The following is a 20,678-nucleotide window of genomic DNA, read 5'->3' on the forward strand; positions in this document are numbered from 1 at the left end:
ATAAAAATCAGCCTATAGTTAGATCCGCGTGCGATCTTCAAAAGTAATGGGTTAGCAATTAATATGAATTTAATAGTCTGTAAACGATCGATTCTCAGAGGTTGTTTGATATGAGTGATATTCGGGTAATCTTGGTGGAAGATCATGATGTGGTGCGGATCGGTCTGCGGACTGTGTTGCAGATCCAGTCAGGGATTCAAGTAGTCGGTGAGGCGACAACTGGGCCGCAAGGGCTGGCATTGTTGCAAAACACTGAGGTGGATGTAGCCTTGGTAGATATTGGGTTGCCAGGGATGGATGGGATCGAGTTGACCCAAAAATTCCGCCAGTATCAGAAGCAGCAGCCAACAGTGGCGACCAAAGTGATCATGCTGACGATGCTGGGGAGTGAAGAGACGGTGATCGCTGCTTTTGCGGCTGGCGCGGATTCATATTGTATGAAAGATGTCGGCATCGAGCAACTGATCGAAGCCATCAACATGACTCATAGTGGCAATGCGTGGATCGATCCGGCGATCGCCAGTATCGTCTTGCGCCAAATGCGACAGAGCATCAGTCAACCAAATAGCTCCAAGCAAACGATCGAGATTAGGTCGTTGGAGCCTGAATACGAGCAGGTACTCGCCTCCGATCCAGTCACCGAGCGCGAACGGGAAGTCCTCGAACTGATGGTCGCAGGCTGTACCAATGTAGCGATCGCCGAGCGGCTATTTATCACCGTGGGGACTGTCAAAACTCACGTCCGCAATATCTTGGCGAAGCTGTGTGCTGATGACCGGACGGAGGCGGCGGTAAGAGCCTTGCGATCGGGGATTATTTCGTAGATATCCCTCACCACTTCGATCGGGCTACTTAGCACATGCCAGTCTGTGTGATTGGTTGCGGAGATCTACCCACCCCTCCGAGGAGGGGTGCCCGCAGGGTGGGGTGGGTAGATCTCCGCAGCTCTGCTAGAAACGAACGAACCCGCCCACAACCCCTACTCCTTCATCTCGATAGTTAGATTTGGCAATCCCTCCAACTTCTCAAGTGGCTGTATTTCCTCCACTCGCGGCGCATACACAGTCAACCCCTTGGGGATACACTCGATCTCTACAGGCGTACTGCCAATCACCTCGCCATCTACGACTACTTGCTGCGGCGGATTGGTCGTCACCTTGAACTTCTTCGATCGCAAGAATCCGACATCATCGCGCTGAGAAGCTTCACCTCGGAGGGTCGTACTGAGGAGATCGAAAGCCGTGGCGATCGCGATCAGGGGCGTTGCAGGTGCGACGATCGTCAGATCGAGCATTCCATCATCAAAGACTACTTCCGAGCCGCCTTGAGCCAAAATTGACGTCGCGGGAGCCGCATTGGCAATGGCGATCGCGGCGGCAGAAACACTGATAATTTTATCCTCTAGCTCGATTTCGACTTCAAACTGTTTGAGATTCCGCAGTTGTTGGATGCCTGCGAGGACGTAAGCCAGCATCCCCAGCCGATTTTTGGCATCGCGATCGGCTAGATTTACCGTCTCAGCTTCAAATCCGATTCCTACCAACAGCACCATCGGCAAGCCGTTACACCATGCCATATCGACAACTTTGGTATTGCCAGCCAAAATCGCCTCACAGGCTTCGGGAATCGTCGTCGGTAGATCCAGGGCATTGGCAAAGGCGTTGGCAGTACCACGCGAAATGATGCCCAGGGGGATATTGGTATTCATCAAAGCCGCCGCTACAGCAGAGAGGGTACCATCCCCACCGGAGGCAATAATCGCCTCAGCACCACGATCGATCGCCGCTTTTGCCAATGCTCCAGGTTCGCAGTCTGCCGTAGTAGTGACCACCTCTAGGTCGATTTCGGGGCTGAGTAGAGATTCGATCGCTGCTAGATCTACTTCGGGATTGCCTTGTCCGGCAACTGGATTAAAAATCAAACTGACTTTACGTTTCATCGGGTGTATCCTCCTCTGGTTCGATGGCTGATGGGTCGGAAATCTTTTGGATGACTTCCAAAATAACTTGGGGGTCGGTCGATTGTTTCATCATTTCCGCTTCGAGGTCGTTGCGGTTGCGAACATTGGGCAGATCGGTACGCAGCTCTTCGACCAACGATATCAATTTGGCGATCTTTTGCTCGGTAATCAGATTGAGTTGGAGCACCAAATGCGATCGCTCTTCGCTGAGTTTGCCCTGGCGATTTTCAGATACCAATACTCCGGTCGAAATAAATAATGAAGCCAAATCCAACCACTGTTCGCGCAGATCGATCTGTGGAAAACTAGCTGGCAACATCCCCAGATCGACTAAATGACCGCAGATTTCCCAAATCGTAAAAAACAAGATTTGGAAATAGAGAAATTGCGGTTTACCAAATATACTGACAAACTGGTCGAGTACGCGTTGCGCGATCGATGCACTTTTGTGGTACCGCTCTTGATAGTTGGTAATCGTCTCGATATTTCTGAGCACTTGTTCGGACACTGCGCTCGACTCGACTGACTCTTCCAGCAATTCGGTTACGACAGCTTGCTGCGAGACTGCTGCTACAGGATCTTGACTGACTAAATTTCGGGAAGTTTTGGCGGTCATAGTAGCAAGTAGAAATAGAGGATCGACTAATTTAAGATAAATACCTATACTCAATTGCTAACGATCTTCGTTTCTGGCTCCGAGTCAGGAGATTGCTCGGCAATTTGTTGGATCACTTCCAAAATTGCTTGGGGGTCACTGGCTTGCTGCATCACTTCCGCCTCGATATCGTGGCGATTTTTGACATTGGGCAGATCGACACGCAGTTCTTCCATCAATGAGATCAATTTGGCGATCTTCTGCTCGGTAACGAGGTTGAGCTGTAGCATCAAATGCGATCGATCTTCGCTAAGTTTGCCCTGCCGAGTTTGATATACCAGTACGCCTGAAGTTGCCAGTAGCGAGGCGATGTCTAGAGCATGAAAGCTGGGGTCAAATCGCGGAAAGTTCTTCGTGATGATGTTCCGTGCTGCCAAGTTGCTACAGACGATCCAAAATGTAAAAAATACAACCTGACCATAGAGATACTGGGGTTGACAAAATATTGCCCCAAGGCGATCGAGCAGTCGATGATGCGGTTTACTCTTTTGCTGATATTGAGTTTGATACTTATCGATCTTCTCGACATTTTTGATAATATGTTCGGGGAGAGCTTCGGACTCGATCGAGATATTTCGCTGCGCTGAAGGAGTGGACGTGTCTGGTCTAAGATCGGGGTTATTTTGAGATTTTGCGTTCATTTATAGTTATTTTATTTAGTTATATTATTTGCTGCGTAGTCCTGCTACCCTACCCCAGCCCTCCCCTTATCAAGCGGATGCAATCACGCGGAGGTATCCTCCGCAATGGGCGGATCGCCCGCCCAGCAATGATTGCAACTGTCAACTGTCTGCTTGTCTTGTCTCGCTGCTTGGTGCAACACATGCACCAGGGTTCCTCCGCCTGAACAGCATCCGCAAACCCTCGGCAGAGCCTACGTATCGCGAGCTGCTGTTGCAACACCTGCGCCAGGTATCCTCCGCCTGAATAGCATCCGCAACTGTCAACTGTCAACTGTCAACTGCTGAAGTCTCTTGTTGCTTGACCCAAACAGATACCGAGCCGCCGTTACACCGGAAATCTGCCCAACCATCATCATTGGTAGTGACTGGTTCTTTGACGTGTTCGGTGATATCTATGTAAGTACAATTTGGCTGTCCAATGCTCATTGATTTGTTACCATCGCCACCATTGGTCAGGACTACAGCCACACCGCCAGGATGTTCCTCGTCGCCTAGTCTCACCCACCCGATCGTATTAGGATGGTCGAAATAGTCATGTTGTTCGCCATAGGCATAGTTTTTGCGAGCTTCTAGGAACTTGTCAATTAAGAATTGATGGCAGTCCATCCAGATTTCATAGTCGGTACCGCCTTTATTATCTTTATAGTTTGCGCCATAATAGTCGCCATAAAAAATACAAGGATAACCAGCCTCTCGCAGCAAGATCAACGCGTAAGCCAGGGGTTTGAACCACGGCTCGACGACTGATTCGAGTGACTGGAGCGGCTGAGAATCATGATTTTCCACTAGGGTGACAGCCAATGCTGGCTGGTGCTGCACCAATGTATTATCAAAAATTTTGGTCAGATCGTAGTTTTCACCCCCTTGACTGGCAACGTGGAAATTGTAGTGCAGTGGTGCATCAAATAAACTCACTTTCCCGTCAGTCGTTTCGATAAAATGGTGCAGTGCATCTACTTCATAAGACCAATACTCGCCGACTGCGAATAGATCGCGCTTGGCATAGTCGCGAACGTGTTGCACCCAGTCTTGAAAGAACTCAGCCGAGACGTGCTTGACGGCATCAAACCTAAAACCATCGACATCGGTAGTATCTTGGTGCCATTCGCCCCAATACTTGAGTTCGCCGACTACTTCGGGATTCTGCATATCGAGATCGCAACCCATCAGGTAATCAAAGTTACCCTTTTCTAAGTCAACATTGTCATCAAAAGACTTGCCCTTGAGCAGATAGACTGCTGATTCGCCCTCATTTTTGGCGTTGTAATCGATCGCATCAAAATGCCACCAGTGCCATTCCATGCTTGAATATTTGCCGTCTCGTCCTGGAAATGTAAAGTGCGTCCAGGCTTCGATCTGTTGATATTCACCGATCGGTGCGTTCCGATTGTCCATATCAAATGGGGTCGCTTCTACCTCTTCTGATTTGTCAGCACCCATTTTGTGGTTGAACACGATATCGGCATAGATCTGGATGCCAGCCTGTTTGGCGGTTTTGATGGCGTTGACATATTCAGCTTTGGTGCCGTATTTAGTTCGCACTGAGCCTTTTTGATCGAACTCACCCAGATCGAAGATGTCATACACGCCATAGCCGACATCCATGCCACCGCCTGTCCCTTTGTATGCAGGCGGTAGCCACAGCGCGGTGATGCCTGCGGCTGCCAACTCACTGGCTTTCTCGGCGACCTGATTCCACAGAGTACCATCATCTGGATTGTACCAGTGAAAATACTGCATCATTACACCGTTAGGGTCAGACATGACTTTTTTTGTTTGTTAGAGGTTAATAGGTGGATAAAGGTCAAACATTATCATTATTAATTCTCGATGGATTTACACTGTCTTGTCTATCAGGCATTTGGGGCATTTATTAAGCTTGGTAACGGTACCCAATCTCTATCGATCGACCGGATAATTGGTCACTAAAAATCTATCTAAAGACAGATCGATCGGGGCACGATCGGCGTCGTAATTGTGAAGTCGATCGACTCAAAAAGAAAGTTTCTAAACTTGGCTTTTTCAGATATACTTGCCGTGTACTGCGTATGTGGATAGCATCCAACTCCCATCGAGGCGATCGCCCCGATGGCAATTTTGAGTAATACCCCCGATTGTCTATAAGAGAATTAACATGGCAATAATTAATGGAACTGCTGCTGGCGATAACTTATTTATCCCCAGCGGTCGCACTGGTGATACCCTCAATGGTTTGGCTGGCGGCGATAATGTGGTCGGTTTGACCGGAGCTGGTGGCAATACTTTAAATGCTGGCGATGGTGATGACTCTCTCTTCGGCTATCAAAATGACACCCTCACTGGCGGTGCTGGCTTTGACCAGTTTGAACTGAGTGGAGTCAAACTCCCAAACGCCCCCAATATCATTACCGACTTCAATCCAGTAGAGGATGGCATCCAAGTCGATCTGCCACTTAGCAGCAAAGCTAGTGACGTGACGATTAAGCAATCTGGTAGTGATACCATCGTCAGTTTTGGGATTACGCCACTAGCAATTGTCAAGAACACCCTAGTAAGTGCGTTCATCACCGACACGACGAACAACTTGTATAATTTGTACACTATCTTCAATGCCCCTATCCCCGTTCCACCTGTAGCTCTAACACCTTTAGTTGACTTCAAAAAAGATCCTGCTAAATATATGGCATCGATCCGAGACTACGACGGCAACAACTTGGGTGGTGCCAGTTCGTGGAAGTTACTTGGAGATGCGGATATTCAGGGAGATGGCGATCTCGAGAGTATTTTAGTTAATCCAGAAACTGGTCGATTTGCTAGCGTCGGTGCCGTGAATGGTGATATCGATTTTAGTAAATATGGTTTGAATGGCGATACTCGTGTCGTTGGAATTTATATCGATCCTACTCTCATAAACAAGCCTGAAAATGTTGGCGGCCCATTTGATAGTCAAACACGCTTCCAAAGTGATTTGAAAAATGATAATTTGAAACTGCTAGCAGCAGGTGACTACGATAAAGATGGTTTCCAAGACCTTTACTTCAAGCTTGGTGATGGGAGTGCGGTACTGCGGGCACTAATGTTTAAGGATGGCAATATTCAGTACGCCAACTATCAAAGCAAAAGTGACCTGACTGCGTTTATGACAACTAATGGTGTTAGTTCTTCTGTCTGGGGTGGCTGGATTTAAATCTAGAGGTTTGTTAAAAAGTTGACAGTTGACAGTTGACAGTTGACAGTTGACAGTTGACAGTTGACAGTTGACAGCAATTCGCGATACGTTGGCTCTGCCGTAAGCGCAGAGCGCAGGCTACGCCAACGTATCGCGAATCGCCATTCACCTCTACACTAGGTGTCTAATTCTTCACTGGGAAGGGAGTAAGTAAGCAAATCTCATCAATTTAGAGCTGCCATTTCAGGCTTTATCCGTCTCAAAGCCAGATTGAGACTGGATTTGACCTGAAATTAGGCAATTTTGTCAAGTAGGCAGGATCGGGCGGATGGCAATACGGTTCGGTTAAGTCCATTTTCTTAGATATTGTCAGTCCGCGAAGGCGGACTTTGCATCACTAGCGGCGGTTTCAACCGCTACCTAACTAGCTAACCGAACCGTATTGGGGCGGATGGGAGTTAATGTGACAATTTTAATAACAAAACTCAGGAAGTTTAGAGTACGATCGAGTTGGAATTGTCATCAAGCTCTATGCTAGCCCAAGTTATTTCGCCATTAGAGTTAGAGTGGCAAGAGTACCTAAATACCATCCCTCACGATTTTTATCATCTGCCTGGATATTTACAACTAGAGGCAAAGAGGCAAAATGCCACTGCTGAAGCGATCGTCATTAGGAATGAAGCGGAAGTATTTTTTCTACCATACTTAGTTCGGGAGTGCCATCAGCTGGCAGATGTCAATTGGGTCGATCGCGATCGGATCTTTGATGTCATCTCACCTTATGGTTACCCTGGCATGTTGGTAAGTCCAGCAGGTCAAAATCCAGTATTTGTTAAAAAATGCTTGAATCTAATTTACGAGCATTGGCAACAACATCATATTTGTTCGGCATTTATCAGGCTGCATCCCATCCTCAATAGCTACATTGACAGTTCGATGTTTGTGAGCGATCGATCTATTCCCGACCGCGATCTTAGGTCAAAATTATCCCCGCGTGGGAACGTAGTTGTGTGCGATTTGACTCTCGATTTCAATGATATCTGGAAACAAATCAGATCGAGTTATCGGCACAAAATCAACCAATTAAAGCGTGCTGGATTTATAGTGAGGATGGTACCTGTAGATAAATATTTAGATGTATTTATAGAGATTTATTTGGAGACGATGAGTCGTGTGAATGCTACTAAACTTTATTACTTTACCAGAGATTACTTTGAAAAACTCGTTCAGACATTAGGAGATCGCATCGCTCTGTGTGTTGTCGAAGTTGATAACGAAGTCATTGCAGCTTCTCTGATTACTGAAGTGAGTGGGATAATTCAATATCACTTAGGTGGTACCAAGACCCAGTATTTATCTCAATCACCTACTACAATTATGCTTGATTACATCATTAGGTGGGCAAAAGAGCGAAATAATCAATACCTGAACTTGGGTGGTGGACTTGGTGGTCATCAAGATTCTCTCTATTATTTCAAGTCTGGTTTTTCCGATCGAGTAGCACCTTTTCGGACGATTGAAGCGATCGTCGATCGAGCTGTTTACGATGGCTTAACACACTCAAGAGCTAAAGTTATCGGCATGACGCTGCCAGAAATTCAGAGTACAGCTTTTTTCCCTAGTTATCGGATATCGACTTGAATAGATCGTAGTTTGATTTGAGATCGCCTCCAATTTACAAGTATATATCCTCACTCTAATATATGTTATCTTCTAACACAAATAAAGACTTATACAATAACGGTATAGAGTTTCAGACATGGCTCGATCTCCAGACACTATTTCCGCCCGAAACTTACCTGATCCAAAAATATCTCCAGCCAGATCTCAAAACAGTCGAAGCTGGTACGAATGGCGGTAGAATCTTGCTAAAAATGCAAGAGATGGGTTTTACCAATCTAGCTGGATTTGACTATATACCCGAACTAATCGATTGTGCGATCGAGCGAGATCCCCAGCGGCGGATTGATTTTCAAGTTGGTGATGCGATCTCTTTGTCCTATCCAGACAATAGCTTCGAGCAAATTATTTATTTACAACAAATTATTTGCCTGATTGAAACCGAAAGCGATCGCTTCAAAGCTATTCAAGAAGCTTATCGGATTCTAGCTACAGGTGGTACGGGCATATTCTCCTTTTTGAGTTTTGATGCACGTATTGCAAAACCGATCTATGCCAGCTATCTTGCCTACCTCCGCACACTCAGGAAATTGCGCGGCAACGACGTCAGCATTCAGAATTTACCGTGGTTAAAACTCGGCGGCAAATTAAATCCTAACTCGATCGTCGATCGACCGCCATACATCTACTGGTATCGAGCATCCGAAATTTGTCAGCTCCTACAATCGGTAGGTTTTGAGATCGTCGCCATCGGCACCGATGCCCAAACTAGCTCAGATAGCATGAAAACAACCGATCGCGAATTGCTTACCGCACAGCTAGAGGGGATGTTATATGTTGTCGTCAAAAAATAGTCATCAGGACATCTATGCATAATTAATTACGCGGGAACACAGATTGCGCTCAGATCGATCTGGGTATAATAAAGTTTAGCGACTCGATCGGCAGCAGATCTAGTAGTGAGCTAGTCTACAGCAATTTGTATATCTATTGAAGACCGCCTTCATTTATTCATAACTCCTGGCAATGGCAAAACCTATTCTACTTTCAACTCCCCACATGGGCGATCGCGAGCACAAGTTCGTGACCGAAGCCTTTGAAACTAATTGGATTGCACCAGTTGGCCCCCATGTTGATGCCTTCGAGCGGGAGTTTTGCCAAATAGTCGGCGCGAGTCATGCGACTGCGGTCACTTCGGGTACGGCTGCGCTTCACTTGGCACTAAAACTCGTGGGTGTTGGTGTTGGAGATGAAGTGTTTTGTTCGAGCCTGACTTTTTCGGCTAGTGCCAATCCGATTGCCTATCTGGGTGCCAAGCCTGTTTTTATTGATAGCGACAGGTTGTCTTGGAATATGAACCCTGAGTTGCTCCAAGCGGCTTTGGCACAGCGCGCCCAAGTTGGCAAGTTGCCCAAAGCCGTCATCCTCGTGCATCTCTACGGGCAAAGTGCCGATATCGATCCGATCCTCGCTGCTTGCCAACAGTATGACGTACCGATGATTGAAGATGCGGCTGAGGCTCTGGGCGCGACTTATAAAGGTCGCTCTCCTGGCACCTTTGGCAAGATCGGGATCTTTTCATTCAATGGTAATAAAATTATTACTACTTCTGGCGGCGGGATGTTGGTATCTGAAGATGCCAGTATCACCTCCAAAGCCAAGTTCTTGGCAACTCAAGCCCGCGATCCCGCACCCCACTATCAACATTCAGAAATCGGCTACAATTACCGCCTCAGCAATGTCCTAGCGGGGATTGGGCGGGGACAACTGCTGGTACTGAGCGATCGCGTCGCCGCCAGACGCCGCAATTGTGAGGTCTACGAGCGAGTCCTGGGACAGCTCCCAGGGGTGGAGTTTATGCCCGAAGCTCCCTGGGGAAGTGCTACCCGCTGGCTGACTTGTCTGACGATCGATCCGGTCGCTTTTGGTGCCGATCGCGAACAGATCCGGCTGGCACTTGCTGAGGAGCAGATCGAAGCGCGTCCAGTGTGGAAGCCGCTCCACATGCAGCCGATCTTCAAGGATTGCGACTGTTTTGGGGGTGAAGTGTCAGAAGATCTATTCGATCGCGGTCTCTGTCTGCCTTCTGGCTCCAATTTGTCGGATGAAGATCTGGAGTGCGTGACTAGTGCGATCGTCAAGTGTGCGCGAATGTAAATTCGCCACGCCAAAGATTCCCGACTTCTTCCAGAAGTCGGGGATTTGCTGCTCTGGTATTACCGATCGAAGACGCACAAATAATTCTATTTGTCAAGAGCCTAAATCTAAAGTTTTATGAACACTGCCATTGGTAGTTCTCAGGTATGTGGTCTAAATTAGACAGACTTAGATCTATTTTTTATATTTAAATTTCATGACTACTGGCGATTTATCTAGTCCAGAACTAAATCGATACCCTCACAGCAAACCCCTCCCCAAGGTCAAATTACCCACGATGATCCGGCTGGGATTATTTCAGATGGGCTTGGGGATGATGTCGGTGATGGTATTTGGGGTACTCAATCGGGTATTGATCAAAGAGTTGGCGGTACCAAGTACGATCGCTACTGTAATACTTGCGCTGACTCTGTTTGTAGCACCAGCGCGAATTATTTTTGGACAACTCTCCGATACCAAGCCATTATTTGGTTATCATCGCACTGGCTATATCTGGCTGGGAGCGGCTGGGCTGGTAACAAATGCTTGGATTGCCGTACAGGTGATGTGGCAACTCGGCGCAAGTCTCCAGGCGGTAGGTTGGACGGTGACTACCTATGGCTGGGCGGGGTTACTGGGTTTTATATTTGCATTGTATGGCTTGTCGGTGAGTATGTGTTCGACACCATTTGCTACTTTGCTAGTAGATATCACCGATGAGGACGACCGATCGCGCCTAGTCGCAGTAGATTGGTCGATGTTGATTGGCGGTACGATTGTGGGAGCGATTACGATCGGCTCTCTACTCAAGTCATTGGAAGTTGACGCGACAATTATTCAAGTTCAAGCCCAAATTAATCGATTATTTATCATTATTCCGGCGATCGTTTGTGTTTTAACTGTCGTCGGTACCTGGGGAGTAGAACAGAAATATTCTCGGTTTACTAGTCGAGTCGGAACGCCGCAGACCGGAACGCATTTATCATTAGGACGTGCATTATCTATTCTTACCGCCAGTCGTCAAACTCAGGTATTTTTTACCTTTTTGGTAGTGATGACACTAGGATTATTTATCCAAGATCCGATCCTCGAAACTTATGGTGGTGAAGTGTTCGATCTTCCCGTTGGCAAAACAGCGGCACTAAATGCGTTTTGGGGCGGCGGCACATTACTCGGCTTGAGTGCGGCGGGATTTTGGTTTATTCCCAGGCTGGGTAAACAGAAGACAGCACGCCTGGGTTGTATGCTAGTAGCGGCATCGATGCTGTGGCTGATTGTCGCTGGTTTTACTCGCAATCCCGTATTCCTCCAACTGGCGCTACTGTTATTTGGGATCTGTTCGGGATTGGTGACGACTGGAGCGATTACATTGATGTTGGATCTGACAGTACCCGAAACTGCGGGAACATTTATCGGTGCCTGGGGTTTGTCGCAAGCTTTAGCCAAGGGTTTGGCGACAGTTTTTGGTGGTGTAGCCTTAGATATTGGCAAGTCAATTTTTCCGAATATTGCGATCGCTTATGGGTTGGTATTTAGTCTCCAAGCTCTGGCAATGATTGTAGCGGTTAAGTTGCTCGACAGGGTTAATGTGCGCGAGTTTCAAACTACAGCTACAGATGCTGTTAAGGCAGTCATTGCGGCAGATGTAGATTAATTGATAATTGATAACTGATAGTTGCGTTGTTAGTGAGTGTAGGGTGTGTTGGGCACTAGCCGCATGAGCACCAAAATACCAGGAGCTGACTTAAAAATTGCTATATGTTAAGATGTGTATAGAAATCGATCGCCGATTGCACATCCTTCAAACCTATAATTCATGACGTTTGAACTCCATCCCGTTCGCGCAACGTCTCTCCAAAAGGATGACGAATGTAGCGATATCAACAATGAAAAGTTGGCACCTGAAACTAATCATCAGCCACGTATTGCCAAGGACGATCCGATCTTGTGTCCCCACTGCCTCCGCACTGCCAGCAATGGTATCAAATGTAAGGGGATCTGCGTAGCTGAAAGCGACTATTGAACAGTTGACAGTTGACAGTTGACTGCGAGGTTTTTAGCAGTACTTTAAGTCGGGTGGGCACTGCCAGTCCTACAGGATATCTACTAAAACCCAAAACCCAAAACCTAAAACCTAAAACCTAAAACCTAAAGCCTAGATCGTTTCTGCGGTTTGTTCCTGAATGACGGCACTCCAATTGTCATCAGTCATCGCAGCGGTAAAATTATCGCGCTTTTGTTCATCGCTCAGAGCGGCGGCATCCAATTCTCGACTCAGATCGCTATCTGCCATGGCACGGCGCAGTTTTAGCTTTTTCTCTTCATATACAGCTTGTTCCTGCTCAGACATCGCAGCTTTGGCGATTTCACCGACAGTAGTCGCCCAAACTCCACCCGCGCCCGTATTTCCAGGAGGTACCGTATCTAACGCCGCAATCCAGGTATCGCGCAAACTTTCCATCTCTTCCCGCTTGGGAAACTTAAACGGTTGTACCCGCACACCAGCGCAAACATCACTACCATGCTCGGCGAGATGCCCCTTGAGGGAGGTCAAAACATTGCGAGAGTATCCCACATATTGAGTCCGATCCGCACTATCTAGAACGGCATATACCCCAGCCACACGAGCATTTTCCGCTAGTGCTTGCCAGTCTGTCAGAGTTAAAATGCTGTTGCTATCTAGATCCAACTGTGGTTGCTGAGCGGTAGCGCCATGTTCGTCAGCCGCACTATACAAAAAATCGTGCAAACCTTGATGATTGGTGGGGACATTTTGATGTTCGATCGGTAAGTCAGACATATTTTTGACGATCGTCAATTCTAGATGAACAAGCTAACAACTATTGTAGACCGTCGTTAGTTGGGGGCGATCCAGAATTTACATTTTTTCTAGACAATTACCCACAACTCTCACCTCAAATAGTTAGATCCCACATTTCGCACTTCAAATAAGTCAGCGGTTGAAACCGCTGCTAGTGACACAAAGTCCGCCTTCGCGGACTAAGAAACCCAGTCCGCGAAAGCGGACTTTGCAACATGAGCGACGATTTGCGGAAAGTGCGGTCTTGGGGTTTCCCCAAGTAGAGCACCTTTTCAAGACACAATCGTGCGGTAGTCGATTTTTGATGAAGTGCGGAATGTGGGTTAGAAATCGGGCTTATTTTGGACAATCCCACACCCATTTGCCGATCGGTGGCTTGTTACCATTCCAAGCATAGTGCCACCATTCGGTATCGATGTGACGAAAACCGACAGATGCCATTGTTTTTTTTAATAGCGATCGATTTTTGAGGACTTGTGGTGATAGTTGTTGATAATTGTGGTGCGCCTTTGGACTAAATTCATCAAACGGTGTACCCAGATCCAACGGTTTCCCATGCAGATCCAATATTGTTAGATCTACCGCAGTCCCACGATTGTGATCCGAGCCTTTACGTGGATTTGCGACATACCGCTCATCGGGTTTGATGTTCCACATCTGTTGTTGGAGCGGTTGCGGACGATAACAGTCAAATAATCTCAATCCGCCGTATCCTTGTTGTTGCAATTGTTGACTCGCTAGTCGTACTGCGATGGCGACATCATTACGCAAAAAACACCGCGCACATGGATATAGTTTGATTTTGACAAAATTGGTGGTAGTTGCATAAGCAAAATCGAGATCGATCTGTTTATCCTCAGATATTTCCGTCCATTGACGCGGATCGGATGGAGACTGCGGCGGATTTTTAGCGATCGCCATTTCTCGATCGCTCACAACTAATAACCAACACATCCACAATGCGGCGATCGCATATTTCCACCTATTCATCTTTTAACCTAGATTGATTCAGACTACGCTCTACTTTCAATTGACTAGTAGCAGCTCACAAATTCTCTCAATACGTATCCCATAATTCGGTAATTTCCCTGACTTCTAATGGCGACTAGTACCCAAGGTTTGCCCTCACTATCTGTCGAAATTGACTGAGCATACACAGTCCGACCATTTCGCAGTCGATTGACAATTTTACCATTAGGTTGCAGTCTCGCATTGAGGGGCGTACCAGTTGGATCGGTGACTCGACAAGCTTTGCCAGAGGCGTTTTGAGCTTGTGCTGGTAAGCTAGAATAGGTACCGACGAGGATCGTGGCGATCGCTAGCACACTTAGCTTGGGAATATTTGCTAGATACTTTTCAATTTTCATAGGTCTTTACCACTAGTTATAAATACATCAATCGCGATCGAGTTGATTCCAGATGATTGCGTGCATGATTTTAAGTACTCGATTCTAATTTCTGTCCCAACTTTGGCTCAGTACCAGCGATAATCCGGTGGATATTGGCACTATGTCTCCAGATCACATAAATCCCACCAACGATCGCAAAAATCACCGATGGTAAAGGTCGATCGAATACCAGCATCCACATCGTCGCCGAAACCGCTCCCGCGATCGAACCAATCGACACCATCCGACTTACCGCTAATGCCATACCAAAAACAACGATAGTTGCAAGTCCAACTTGCCATGACATTGCGAGTAAAACGCCAACACTAGTAGCAACAGATTTACCACCACCGAAATCCAACCAGATCGATTTACTATGTCCTAAAATCGCTCCTGTTGCTGCTAGCGGTACCAGATAAGCTTGCCACTCGGCGGGAAGAGTCGGGAATAGATTGAGGGTGAAGACAGTATTGGCGATGGCGATCGCGAGTACACCTTTAACTGCATCAATTAGTAAGACGATCGATCCAGGAACTTTGCCCAATGTTCGCAATACATTCGTCGCCCCTGTCGAACCCGAACCATGTTCGCGAATATCGATGCCTTTGAGCAATTTTCCAGCGAGATATCCAGTCGGAAACGAGCCCAGAAAATAGGCAATTATGAAAATACCTGTAGCGATAATAATATTCGATAACATCTGGAAGTTAAAAGTTGGGAGCACAGCAATAATTTAACAGTCGGTTGCGCCACTTGTGCCTTATTTTTACTACCTGTAACCATCAACTGTCAACTGTCAATTGTCAACTCAGGAGATCGGTACGATTGGTGAGATAATACCTGAAACCCTTGTGGTGGGCACTGCCCACCCTACAAAGCTAAAGCCTAAAGCCTAAAGCCTAAAGCCTAAAGCCTAAAGCCTAAAGCCTAAAACCGCTCCTACCGATACTCTCGATAATCATCCAGTTGTTGACTCGGATCGGGGGCAAATGCCAGCCAGAGCGGGTATTGAAGGATCGATAGACCGATTTGCCCTTCCGAATTGTCGATGATGATTAGGGGCATTTCCTTGTTAGCGACGATTCGATCGACCTTCGATACCAAAGCTTCAGGATCTTCAAATAAAATAATCCCGCCATTGGCACCAAAATCAGCCTTGGACAGCCCCAAACAGTCCTGAAAGCCTCGACGCCAGTCACCTAGACGTTCGGGTAGGTTGGCGAGGACGAGCGTACGGAGATAGTCACCATATAGCTCGCGTAGTGCCGATACTGCCGCAGCGGCTACCAAGATATTTTGTAAGCGACTCCCCATCGTCCGCACGGCACCACGCCCATCTTTGGTAAAAAACCAATCCGAAACCTTGTCAGCATGGACGGCTTCTAAGGTACGACGGAGTTGCCAAGTGGGGGCATAATAATCTGGTGCGTTGCGATAGCGATCGATCGCGGCGCGGACTTTGCTAGCGGTGCTTTTAAAGGCTGGTTCGGTAAATTGGGGTGGTTGGTTCCTGGTGGTAGATATTGCAGATGGTTGTGCCAGTGGTGTCTGGAGGCGGATCTGGGCGGGTGGTGGTTGGGGAAATTCGATCTCTTCAGCGATGACGACTAGATCTTGGAGACTACCAACGAGATAATCCTTGAAGCCCTGAAGTCTGATGGCGACATCTTGAGAGCCACCCGCAAAACTTTTGCTAATTTCGGTTTGTAAGCGATCGCGTCTCCGTTCGAGTTGTTCGACGGAGATTTGCAGTTTTTGGCGACGTTGTTCGAGATCGGCGATCCCAGTTTGGATGATTTGTCCGAAACTGGCTTGGGTGGAGGCGATTTGTTGTTGAAGTTGGGATTGGGTAGCTTGCAAGGCGGCGATTTGATGCTGAAGTTCTGCCTCGGTGCGGAGCAATGGTGCGAGTGTGACATCATCAACCCGTCGGATCGATTCACGGGTGACTATTGGCTCGCTCTCTGGTGCTAGCTCTGATTCGGATTCTTGACTGATTTCATCTAGTAAGATCGCCCAGTTATCTTCAGGGATAGAGGCTGCGGTTGGCTCTGGCGGGACAGCGTCAGTCATCGCTGGTGGCGGCTGCTGGGCAACTTCTTCATTGTGCCAAAGATCTTCTACTGGCTCTGGTACTGACGCGATCTGTTCTTCCACTACTTGAACATCGATGATTTCTGGTGGTGGGGGCGATCGGCGATCTGGCTTGGGATTGGCAGTTCCGTCAGGGTTCATAGCGTTTGGCGTAGTCAGCACAGGAAAAAGTAGCGATATATCGTCGATGCAGCTTCTAACTAGAAAGTTACATCGCGATCGCTCGTTCACAATTATATCTCACCTCCGCTGCCACCCGAAAATTGCGATCGACGATCGCCCACTCTCAAAAAAAATCCCCTCTAGGGAGGGGATTTTTAACTCGGAAAAGCCTACTCCAATAGCCAATCGCTGTCAACTGTCAACTGTCAACTGTCAACTGTGTTTATGGGGCTAGGTAGGTGTATTGAGAGAGACTGTGTTCGTAGTTTTGCAGCAGGCGTTGGGATTCAGCGATCGAGATCCGCTTGTCGAGGAGGGCTTGTTCGGCTTTTTGGCGGATGCTCTCGATCAAGTCTTCCACGTCGTATTGGACATAACCAAGGACTTCAGTCATCGTATCGCCCTTGACTACATGTTCGATCTTGTAGCCTTTGGGGGTGAGCTTGATGTGAACGGCATTGGTATCACCAAATAGGTTGTGGAGATTGCCCATGATCTCTTGATACGCGCCGCCGAGGAATAAGCCTAAATAATAGGGTTTTTCGGCTTCGAGGGGGTGGAGTTCGAGGACGTGTTTGACATCTTTGAGATCGATAAATTGGTCGATCTTGCCATCGCTATCGCAGGTAAGATCGGCGAGAATGCCGCGTCGGGTGGGTTCTTCAGCCAACCGATGAATTGGCATGATCGGGAACAATTGATCGATCGCCCAACTATCTGGAGCTGACTGGAACACAGACAGATTGATATAGTAGATCGATGCCATGATTTGTTCGAGTTCTTCCAAATCTTCGGGCAGATATTCCTCGCGCTTGGCGATGTCGAGGATTTTTTGACAACATGCCCAGTAGAGTTGTTCGGCGCGCGATCGCTCTGTCAGCGACAAGTAGCCAAATTTGAAGCGGCTGAGTGCCTCATCTTTGAACTGGTTGGCATCGTAGAAGGCTTCCCGAAAGTTTTCGGGGCTGATGCTCTCGTAAGTTTCCCACAGGTTCCGCACGATCTGATGCTCGGGGGTGGTAACGGGTTGGGGTAAGTCGGTGCGAACTTCGCAGGTACTGAGGACATCAAAGATCAGCACGGATTGGTGAGATGCGATCGCCCGTCCGCTCTCACTGATGAGGGTGGGAACGGGGATATTTTTGTCGCTACAAGTCTCTTGGACTTCGGCGACGATATCGTTGGCATAGTTTTGGAGGTCGTAGTTTTTGGAGGCGTGAAAATTGGTCTGGGAGCCATCGTAGTCGATCCCCAAGCCGCCACCGACATCCAGATATTTCATGTTCGCGCCCAGTTGGACGAGTTCGACGTAGATTTTGCTAGCTTCACCGATCGCATCTTTGATCACCGAGATCGAAGAAATTTGCGAACCGATGTGGAAGTGTAGCAGTTGGAGGCAGTCGAGCATATCGACTTCCTTGAGCCGATCGACCACCATAATAATCTCAGGAATCGTCAGCCCAAATTTGGCACGATCGCCACTAGATACGCCCCAGCGACCGATCCCTTTGGCGTTGAGTTTGGCACGGACGCCGAGATTGGGCTTGATTCCCAGGGCTTGAGCCGCCGCGATCGCGATTTCGACTTCTTCGATCTGTTCGAGGACGATAATTGGTGTCTGGTCCAACTTTTGCGCCAGCATCGCCGTTTCGATGTATTCGCGATCCTTGTAGCCGTTGCAGATGAGCAATGCTCCAGGATTATTGAGCATCGCGATCGCGATCATTAGCTCTGGCTTGGAACCTGCTTCTAGTCCAAATTGATAAGGCTTGCCGAATTTGACTAGATCTTCGACGAGGTGCTTTTGTTGGTTGCACTTGACTGGGAAGACCCCTTTATAGATGCCGCCGTAATTGTATCGCGCGATCGCCTTGGCAAAACAGGAATTTAACCGCTCGATCCGGTGTTCTAAGATGTCTGAAAACCGAATCAGGAGTGGCAGAGCCAAATTGCGTTGTTGGAGCGATGTAACTAATTCGTACAGGTCTAGAGAGCCACCACGATCGCCCTGAGGAGCTACAGTCACATGTCCCGCTGCATTGATCGAAAAATAGGGTTCCCCCCAGCCTTGAATCCGATAGAGATTCTCGCTGTCTTCGATCGTCCAAGGTGCTGGCGGCTGCTCTAATTGATGCTGAGGTTTGACGCCCACTTTAGCTTGAACTTGAGGATCTAAAGTAGTTTTCAACAATTCATTCAACTCAGCAGCTACGTCTGCACCTGGTAGCTTTAATTCCATATCTTTTTTAGCCACTTACTCTCATATTTCCCGCATCCGACGGGTCTTTAATTGTTTAATTTTAACGCATTCTCAACGGATCTCCCGATCGTTTGAATGCACTCGCTCATCTTTAACATACCCTCGCACGCGATCGAAACTGAAGTGTCGAAGGGTAGATCTTTGGGGGTAGAGGGTAGCGATGCGCGATACGTAGGGTTCCCCGAGGGTTTAGCGACCCAAATCACGCGGAGGTGCCATCCGCATGTGTTTGGGTCAAGACAGCACATCAAGACAGAGGGTAGAGGGTGGATGGTGGATGGTGGCGGCCGAGTTTTGAGGTGGTAAGGTAATATCTCAGCTTATAATTTAATGCCCAAAGCCTTCAAGGTCATCGACCCTACATCACCATCAGCAGCCAATCCCCGCTTGAGTTGAAACCTAATCACCGCATCTTTGGTCTTTTGGTCGAACGAGCCATTGACGGGGGTTGGGAAGCCGACATTGGTCAACCGCTGCTGAATTCGGGTTACCATCGGCCCCGTATCGCCAAGCTGAAATAGGGTTACTAACAAAAACCCCGCGATCGGACAGCGATCCATTTTCACGGCGGTTTGGGTACCAAAGATCCCATCAAAAGTCATTTGGTCTTCAGGATGGTACTTATTCCACAGGCTCTGAAAAGCTTTGACCCCGAGATTGCTCACATCATCGCGACCGTTATTGTTAAAAAAATGTACGGGATCTTTGCTACCTTGCCATTGCCAGCCATTAGCCAATAAATATGGTTTCCAGGCATTGTAGTTGCTAACATCGATCGCCAAACCGTCCTCATGATTGCTGTTCCCAGGTTTGGCAGCCAGTGGGATCAGCTTGGGATCGCGCAGGTAAGTTTGGTAAAGCACATGCTGCTGGGCAACTGTCCGATAAGCAGAGCTAATCGTCATTTTGAGGCTGGGTTGCTTGGATCTGCCCTCCCGCAGCACTGCTCGCAAGTCTTCTTTAGCTCCAACTTGGAGATAGAGATTTAGATGTGCTTCACCTGAGCTACCGATTCCTGGTAAGTTCTCAAAGTTAATCAAGATCCCAGTTTGTAAGGTGTTCATTTGCGCGACGATTTGCCTACTCAAGCCGCTCACGCGCCCTGTATCGACATTGCGGGCTAAAATCATCGTTTCGATCGCTTCTTTGACTGTAGTCATGAGTATGGCGGAGGAGAGCAGAAGGAAATCGGGGACGAGGGGAATCTTTCAGACACTATTGACCATCCACCCCTAATGCCTAACACCTAACACCTAAAATCGTCCCGATAGTGCATCAAAGGGGGTGGATATAGGAGTGGTAGATGCACCCTGATTATTCGTCCCTGACTTACTGTTGTGAGTTGGGGCTTTTTATGGGGTGAGGCGATGATTTATTTTCGTCCTGATAGTGTGAGGGAGGGGATGGATATAGGAGTGGTAGATGCACCCTGATTATTCGTCCCTGACTTACTGTTGTAAGTTGGGGCTTTTTATGGGGTGAGGCGATGATTTATTTTCGTCCTGATAGTGTGAGGGAGGGGATGGATATAGGAGTGGTAGATGCACCCTGATTATTCGTCCTTGACTCACTTTGGTGAGTTGAGGCTTTTTATTTGGTAGGCGATCGTTGGCGTAGCCGCGCTGCTCTGTCAGAGAGGCTATGCCAACGAAGTAAGTAATCGCCCGCGAGACTAGAGCAAGAAGTTACAATCGGTAAGAAATTTAGTAGCTAACTCTCTTATTGCCATCCTATCATTCAAATATGAGATC

Annotated in this window: 19 protein-coding genes; 8 read left to right on the plus strand and 11 right to left on the minus strand. The window is 47.8% G+C overall.

Annotation, left to right across the window (positions count from 1 at the left end):
- Window positions 1-110: 110 nt before the first annotated feature.
- On the plus strand, window positions 111-824 hold the full coding sequence (locus tag ACEW9I_RS12745) for a response regulator (RefSeq protein ID WP_373540706.1): 714 nt from the start codon (window positions 111-113) through the stop codon (window positions 822-824).
- A 155-nt stretch (window positions 825-979) separates the two neighbouring features.
- Here the strand turns inward: ACEW9I_RS12745 and ACEW9I_RS12750 are convergent, their stop codons facing one another.
- Genes ACEW9I_RS12750 through ACEW9I_RS12760 form a run of 3 tightly spaced genes read right to left on the minus strand, consistent with a single transcriptional unit; the run spans window position 980 to window position 3,256 of the window.
- Complete coding sequence (locus tag ACEW9I_RS12750) at window positions 980-1,939, minus strand: YegS/Rv2252/BmrU family lipid kinase (RefSeq protein ID WP_373540707.1); 960 nt, start codon at window positions 1,937-1,939, stop codon at window positions 980-982.
- Entirely contained in the window at window positions 1,929-2,630 is a 702-nt protein-coding gene (locus ACEW9I_RS12755; RefSeq protein ID WP_373540708.1) for a DUF1003 domain-containing protein, read from the minus strand. Before ACEW9I_RS12755 ends, ACEW9I_RS12750 begins: the two co-directional genes overlap by 11 nt.
- Window positions 2,627-3,256 (minus strand): DUF1003 domain-containing protein, encoded by a 630-nt coding sequence (locus tag ACEW9I_RS12760; protein WP_373540709.1) that lies wholly within the window; start codon window positions 3,254-3,256, stop codon window positions 2,627-2,629. Before ACEW9I_RS12760 ends, ACEW9I_RS12755 begins: the two co-directional genes overlap by 4 nt.
- A 77-nt stretch (window positions 3,257-3,333) precedes the next feature.
- On the opposite strand from ACEW9I_RS12760, the gene ACEW9I_RS12765 reads away from it, so the two are divergent.
- On the plus strand, window positions 3,334-3,462 hold the full coding sequence (locus ACEW9I_RS12765) for a hypothetical protein (RefSeq protein WP_373540710.1): 129 nt from the start codon (window positions 3,334-3,336) through the stop codon (window positions 3,460-3,462).
- Between the two features lie 103 nt (window positions 3,463-3,565).
- Here the strand turns inward: ACEW9I_RS12765 and ACEW9I_RS12770 are convergent, their stop codons facing one another.
- Window positions 3,566-5,062 carry an alpha-amylase gene (locus ACEW9I_RS12770; RefSeq protein WP_373540711.1) on the minus strand — a complete coding sequence of 499 codons (1,497 nt, stop codon included), beginning with the start codon at window positions 5,060-5,062 and terminating at the stop codon, window positions 3,566-3,568.
- Between the two features lie 370 nt (window positions 5,063-5,432).
- On the opposite strand from ACEW9I_RS12770, the gene ACEW9I_RS12775 reads away from it, so the two are divergent.
- From ACEW9I_RS12775 to ACEW9I_RS12800, 6 genes are all read left to right on the plus strand, one after another.
- Window positions 5,433-6,464, plus strand: a complete 1,032-nt coding sequence (locus ACEW9I_RS12775) for a hypothetical protein (protein WP_373540712.1) — start codon at window positions 5,433-5,435, stop codon at window positions 6,462-6,464.
- A 513-nt stretch (window positions 6,465-6,977) separates the two neighbouring features.
- Window positions 6,978-8,087, plus strand: a complete 1,110-nt coding sequence (locus tag ACEW9I_RS12780; RefSeq protein ID WP_373540713.1) for a GNAT family N-acetyltransferase — start codon at window positions 6,978-6,980, stop codon at window positions 8,085-8,087.
- A gap of 62 nt (window positions 8,088-8,149) precedes the next feature.
- The gene (locus ACEW9I_RS12785) at window positions 8,150-8,920 is read left to right on the plus strand and encodes a class I SAM-dependent methyltransferase (RefSeq protein ID WP_373540714.1); all 771 of its coding nucleotides are present in this window, start codon (window positions 8,150-8,152) and stop codon (window positions 8,918-8,920) included.
- A gap of 172 nt (window positions 8,921-9,092) precedes the next feature.
- Window positions 9,093-10,223 (plus strand): DegT/DnrJ/EryC1/StrS family aminotransferase, encoded by a 1,131-nt coding sequence (locus ACEW9I_RS12790; protein WP_373540715.1) that lies wholly within the window; start codon window positions 9,093-9,095, stop codon window positions 10,221-10,223.
- A 196-nt stretch (window positions 10,224-10,419) separates the two neighbouring features.
- The gene (locus ACEW9I_RS12795) at window positions 10,420-11,856 is read left to right on the plus strand and encodes a BCD family MFS transporter (protein WP_373540716.1); all 1,437 of its coding nucleotides are present in this window, start codon (window positions 10,420-10,422) and stop codon (window positions 11,854-11,856) included.
- A gap of 162 nt (window positions 11,857-12,018) precedes the next feature.
- A complete protein-coding gene (locus ACEW9I_RS12800; protein ID WP_373540758.1) occupies window positions 12,019-12,225 on the plus strand; it encodes a hypothetical protein in 207 nt (68 codons plus the stop codon).
- A gap of 132 nt (window positions 12,226-12,357) precedes the next feature.
- Here the strand turns inward: ACEW9I_RS12800 and ACEW9I_RS12805 are convergent, their stop codons facing one another.
- The 7 genes from ACEW9I_RS12805 to ACEW9I_RS12835 form a co-directional block, all read right to left on the minus strand.
- Window positions 12,358-13,002: a GIY-YIG nuclease family protein gene (locus ACEW9I_RS12805; protein WP_373540753.1), complete on the minus strand. Its 645-nt coding sequence runs from the start codon at window positions 13,000-13,002 to the stop codon at window positions 12,358-12,360.
- 357 nt (window positions 13,003-13,359) lie between these two features.
- A complete protein-coding gene (locus tag ACEW9I_RS12810) occupies window positions 13,360-14,013 on the minus strand; it encodes a M15 family metallopeptidase (RefSeq protein WP_373540717.1) in 654 nt (217 codons plus the stop codon).
- Window positions 14,014-14,057: 44 nt separating this feature from the next.
- A complete protein-coding gene (locus tag ACEW9I_RS12815) occupies window positions 14,058-14,390 on the minus strand; it encodes an SH3 domain-containing protein (protein ID WP_373540718.1) in 333 nt (110 codons plus the stop codon).
- Between the two features lie 70 nt (window positions 14,391-14,460).
- Entirely contained in the window at window positions 14,461-15,111 is a 651-nt protein-coding gene (gene plsY, locus ACEW9I_RS12820) for a glycerol-3-phosphate 1-O-acyltransferase PlsY (protein WP_373540719.1), read from the minus strand.
- A 239-nt stretch (window positions 15,112-15,350) separates the two neighbouring features.
- A complete protein-coding gene (locus ACEW9I_RS12825) occupies window positions 15,351-16,646 on the minus strand; it encodes a DUF3086 domain-containing protein (protein ID WP_373540720.1) in 1,296 nt (431 codons plus the stop codon).
- A 244-nt stretch (window positions 16,647-16,890) separates the two neighbouring features.
- Window positions 16,891-18,906 (minus strand): biosynthetic arginine decarboxylase, encoded by a 2,016-nt coding sequence (gene speA / locus ACEW9I_RS12830; protein ID WP_373540721.1) that lies wholly within the window; start codon window positions 18,904-18,906, stop codon window positions 16,891-16,893.
- Window positions 18,907-19,247: 341 nt separating this feature from the next.
- Window positions 19,248-20,087, minus strand: a complete 840-nt coding sequence (locus tag ACEW9I_RS12835; RefSeq protein WP_373540722.1) for a peptidoglycan-binding protein — start codon at window positions 20,085-20,087, stop codon at window positions 19,248-19,250.
- Window positions 20,088-20,678 lie beyond the last annotated feature (591 nt).

The organism is Chamaesiphon sp. (genome assembly GCF_041738855.1).
Classification (GTDB): domain Bacteria; phylum Cyanobacteriota; class Cyanobacteriia; order Cyanobacteriales; family Chamaesiphonaceae; genus Chamaesiphon.

Excerpts from the sequence above, each read along its gene's own strand:
- plsY (WP_373540719.1), bottom strand. The coding sequence starts at position 15,111 with ATGTTATCGAATATTATTATCGCTACAGGTATTTTCATAATTGCCTAT.
- ACEW9I_RS12770 (WP_373540711.1), bottom strand. The coding sequence starts at position 5,062 with ATGTCTGACCCTAACGGTGTAATGATGCAGTATTTTCACTGGTACAAT.
- ACEW9I_RS12805 (WP_373540753.1), bottom strand. The coding sequence starts at position 13,002 with ATGTCTGACTTACCGATCGAACATCAAAATGTCCCCACCAATCATCAA.
- ACEW9I_RS12795 (WP_373540716.1), top strand. The coding sequence starts at position 10,420 with ATGACTACTGGCGATTTATCTAGTCCAGAACTAAATCGATACCCTCAC.
- ACEW9I_RS12765 (WP_373540710.1), top strand. The coding sequence starts at position 3,334 with ATGCAATCACGCGGAGGTATCCTCCGCAATGGGCGGATCGCCCGCCCA.
- ACEW9I_RS12800 (WP_373540758.1), top strand. The coding sequence starts at position 12,019 with ATGACGTTTGAACTCCATCCCGTTCGCGCAACGTCTCTCCAAAAGGAT.
- ACEW9I_RS12750 (WP_373540707.1), bottom strand. The coding sequence starts at position 1,939 with ATGAAACGTAAAGTCAGTTTGATTTTTAATCCAGTTGCCGGACAAGGC.
- ACEW9I_RS12780 (WP_373540713.1), top strand. The coding sequence starts at position 6,978 with ATGCTAGCCCAAGTTATTTCGCCATTAGAGTTAGAGTGGCAAGAGTAC.
- ACEW9I_RS12745 (WP_373540706.1), top strand. The coding sequence starts at position 111 with ATGAGTGATATTCGGGTAATCTTGGTGGAAGATCATGATGTGGTGCGG.
- ACEW9I_RS12835 (WP_373540722.1), bottom strand. The coding sequence starts at position 20,087 with ATGACTACAGTCAAAGAAGCGATCGAAACGATGATTTTAGCCCGCAAT.
- ACEW9I_RS12810 (WP_373540717.1), bottom strand. The coding sequence starts at position 14,013 with ATGAATAGGTGGAAATATGCGATCGCCGCATTGTGGATGTGTTGGTTA.
- ACEW9I_RS12775 (WP_373540712.1), top strand. The coding sequence starts at position 5,433 with ATGGCAATAATTAATGGAACTGCTGCTGGCGATAACTTATTTATCCCC.
- ACEW9I_RS12815 (WP_373540718.1), bottom strand. The coding sequence starts at position 14,390 with ATGAAAATTGAAAAGTATCTAGCAAATATTCCCAAGCTAAGTGTGCTA.
- ACEW9I_RS12785 (WP_373540714.1), top strand. The coding sequence starts at position 8,150 with ATGTTATCTTCTAACACAAATAAAGACTTATACAATAACGGTATAGAG.
- speA (WP_373540721.1), bottom strand. The coding sequence starts at position 18,906 with ATGGAATTAAAGCTACCAGGTGCAGACGTAGCTGCTGAGTTGAATGAA.
- ACEW9I_RS12790 (WP_373540715.1), top strand. The coding sequence starts at position 9,093 with ATGGCAAAACCTATTCTACTTTCAACTCCCCACATGGGCGATCGCGAG.
- ACEW9I_RS12825 (WP_373540720.1), bottom strand. The coding sequence starts at position 16,646 with ATGAACCCTGACGGAACTGCCAATCCCAAGCCAGATCGCCGATCGCCC.
- ACEW9I_RS12760 (WP_373540709.1), bottom strand. The coding sequence starts at position 3,256 with ATGAACGCAAAATCTCAAAATAACCCCGATCTTAGACCAGACACGTCC.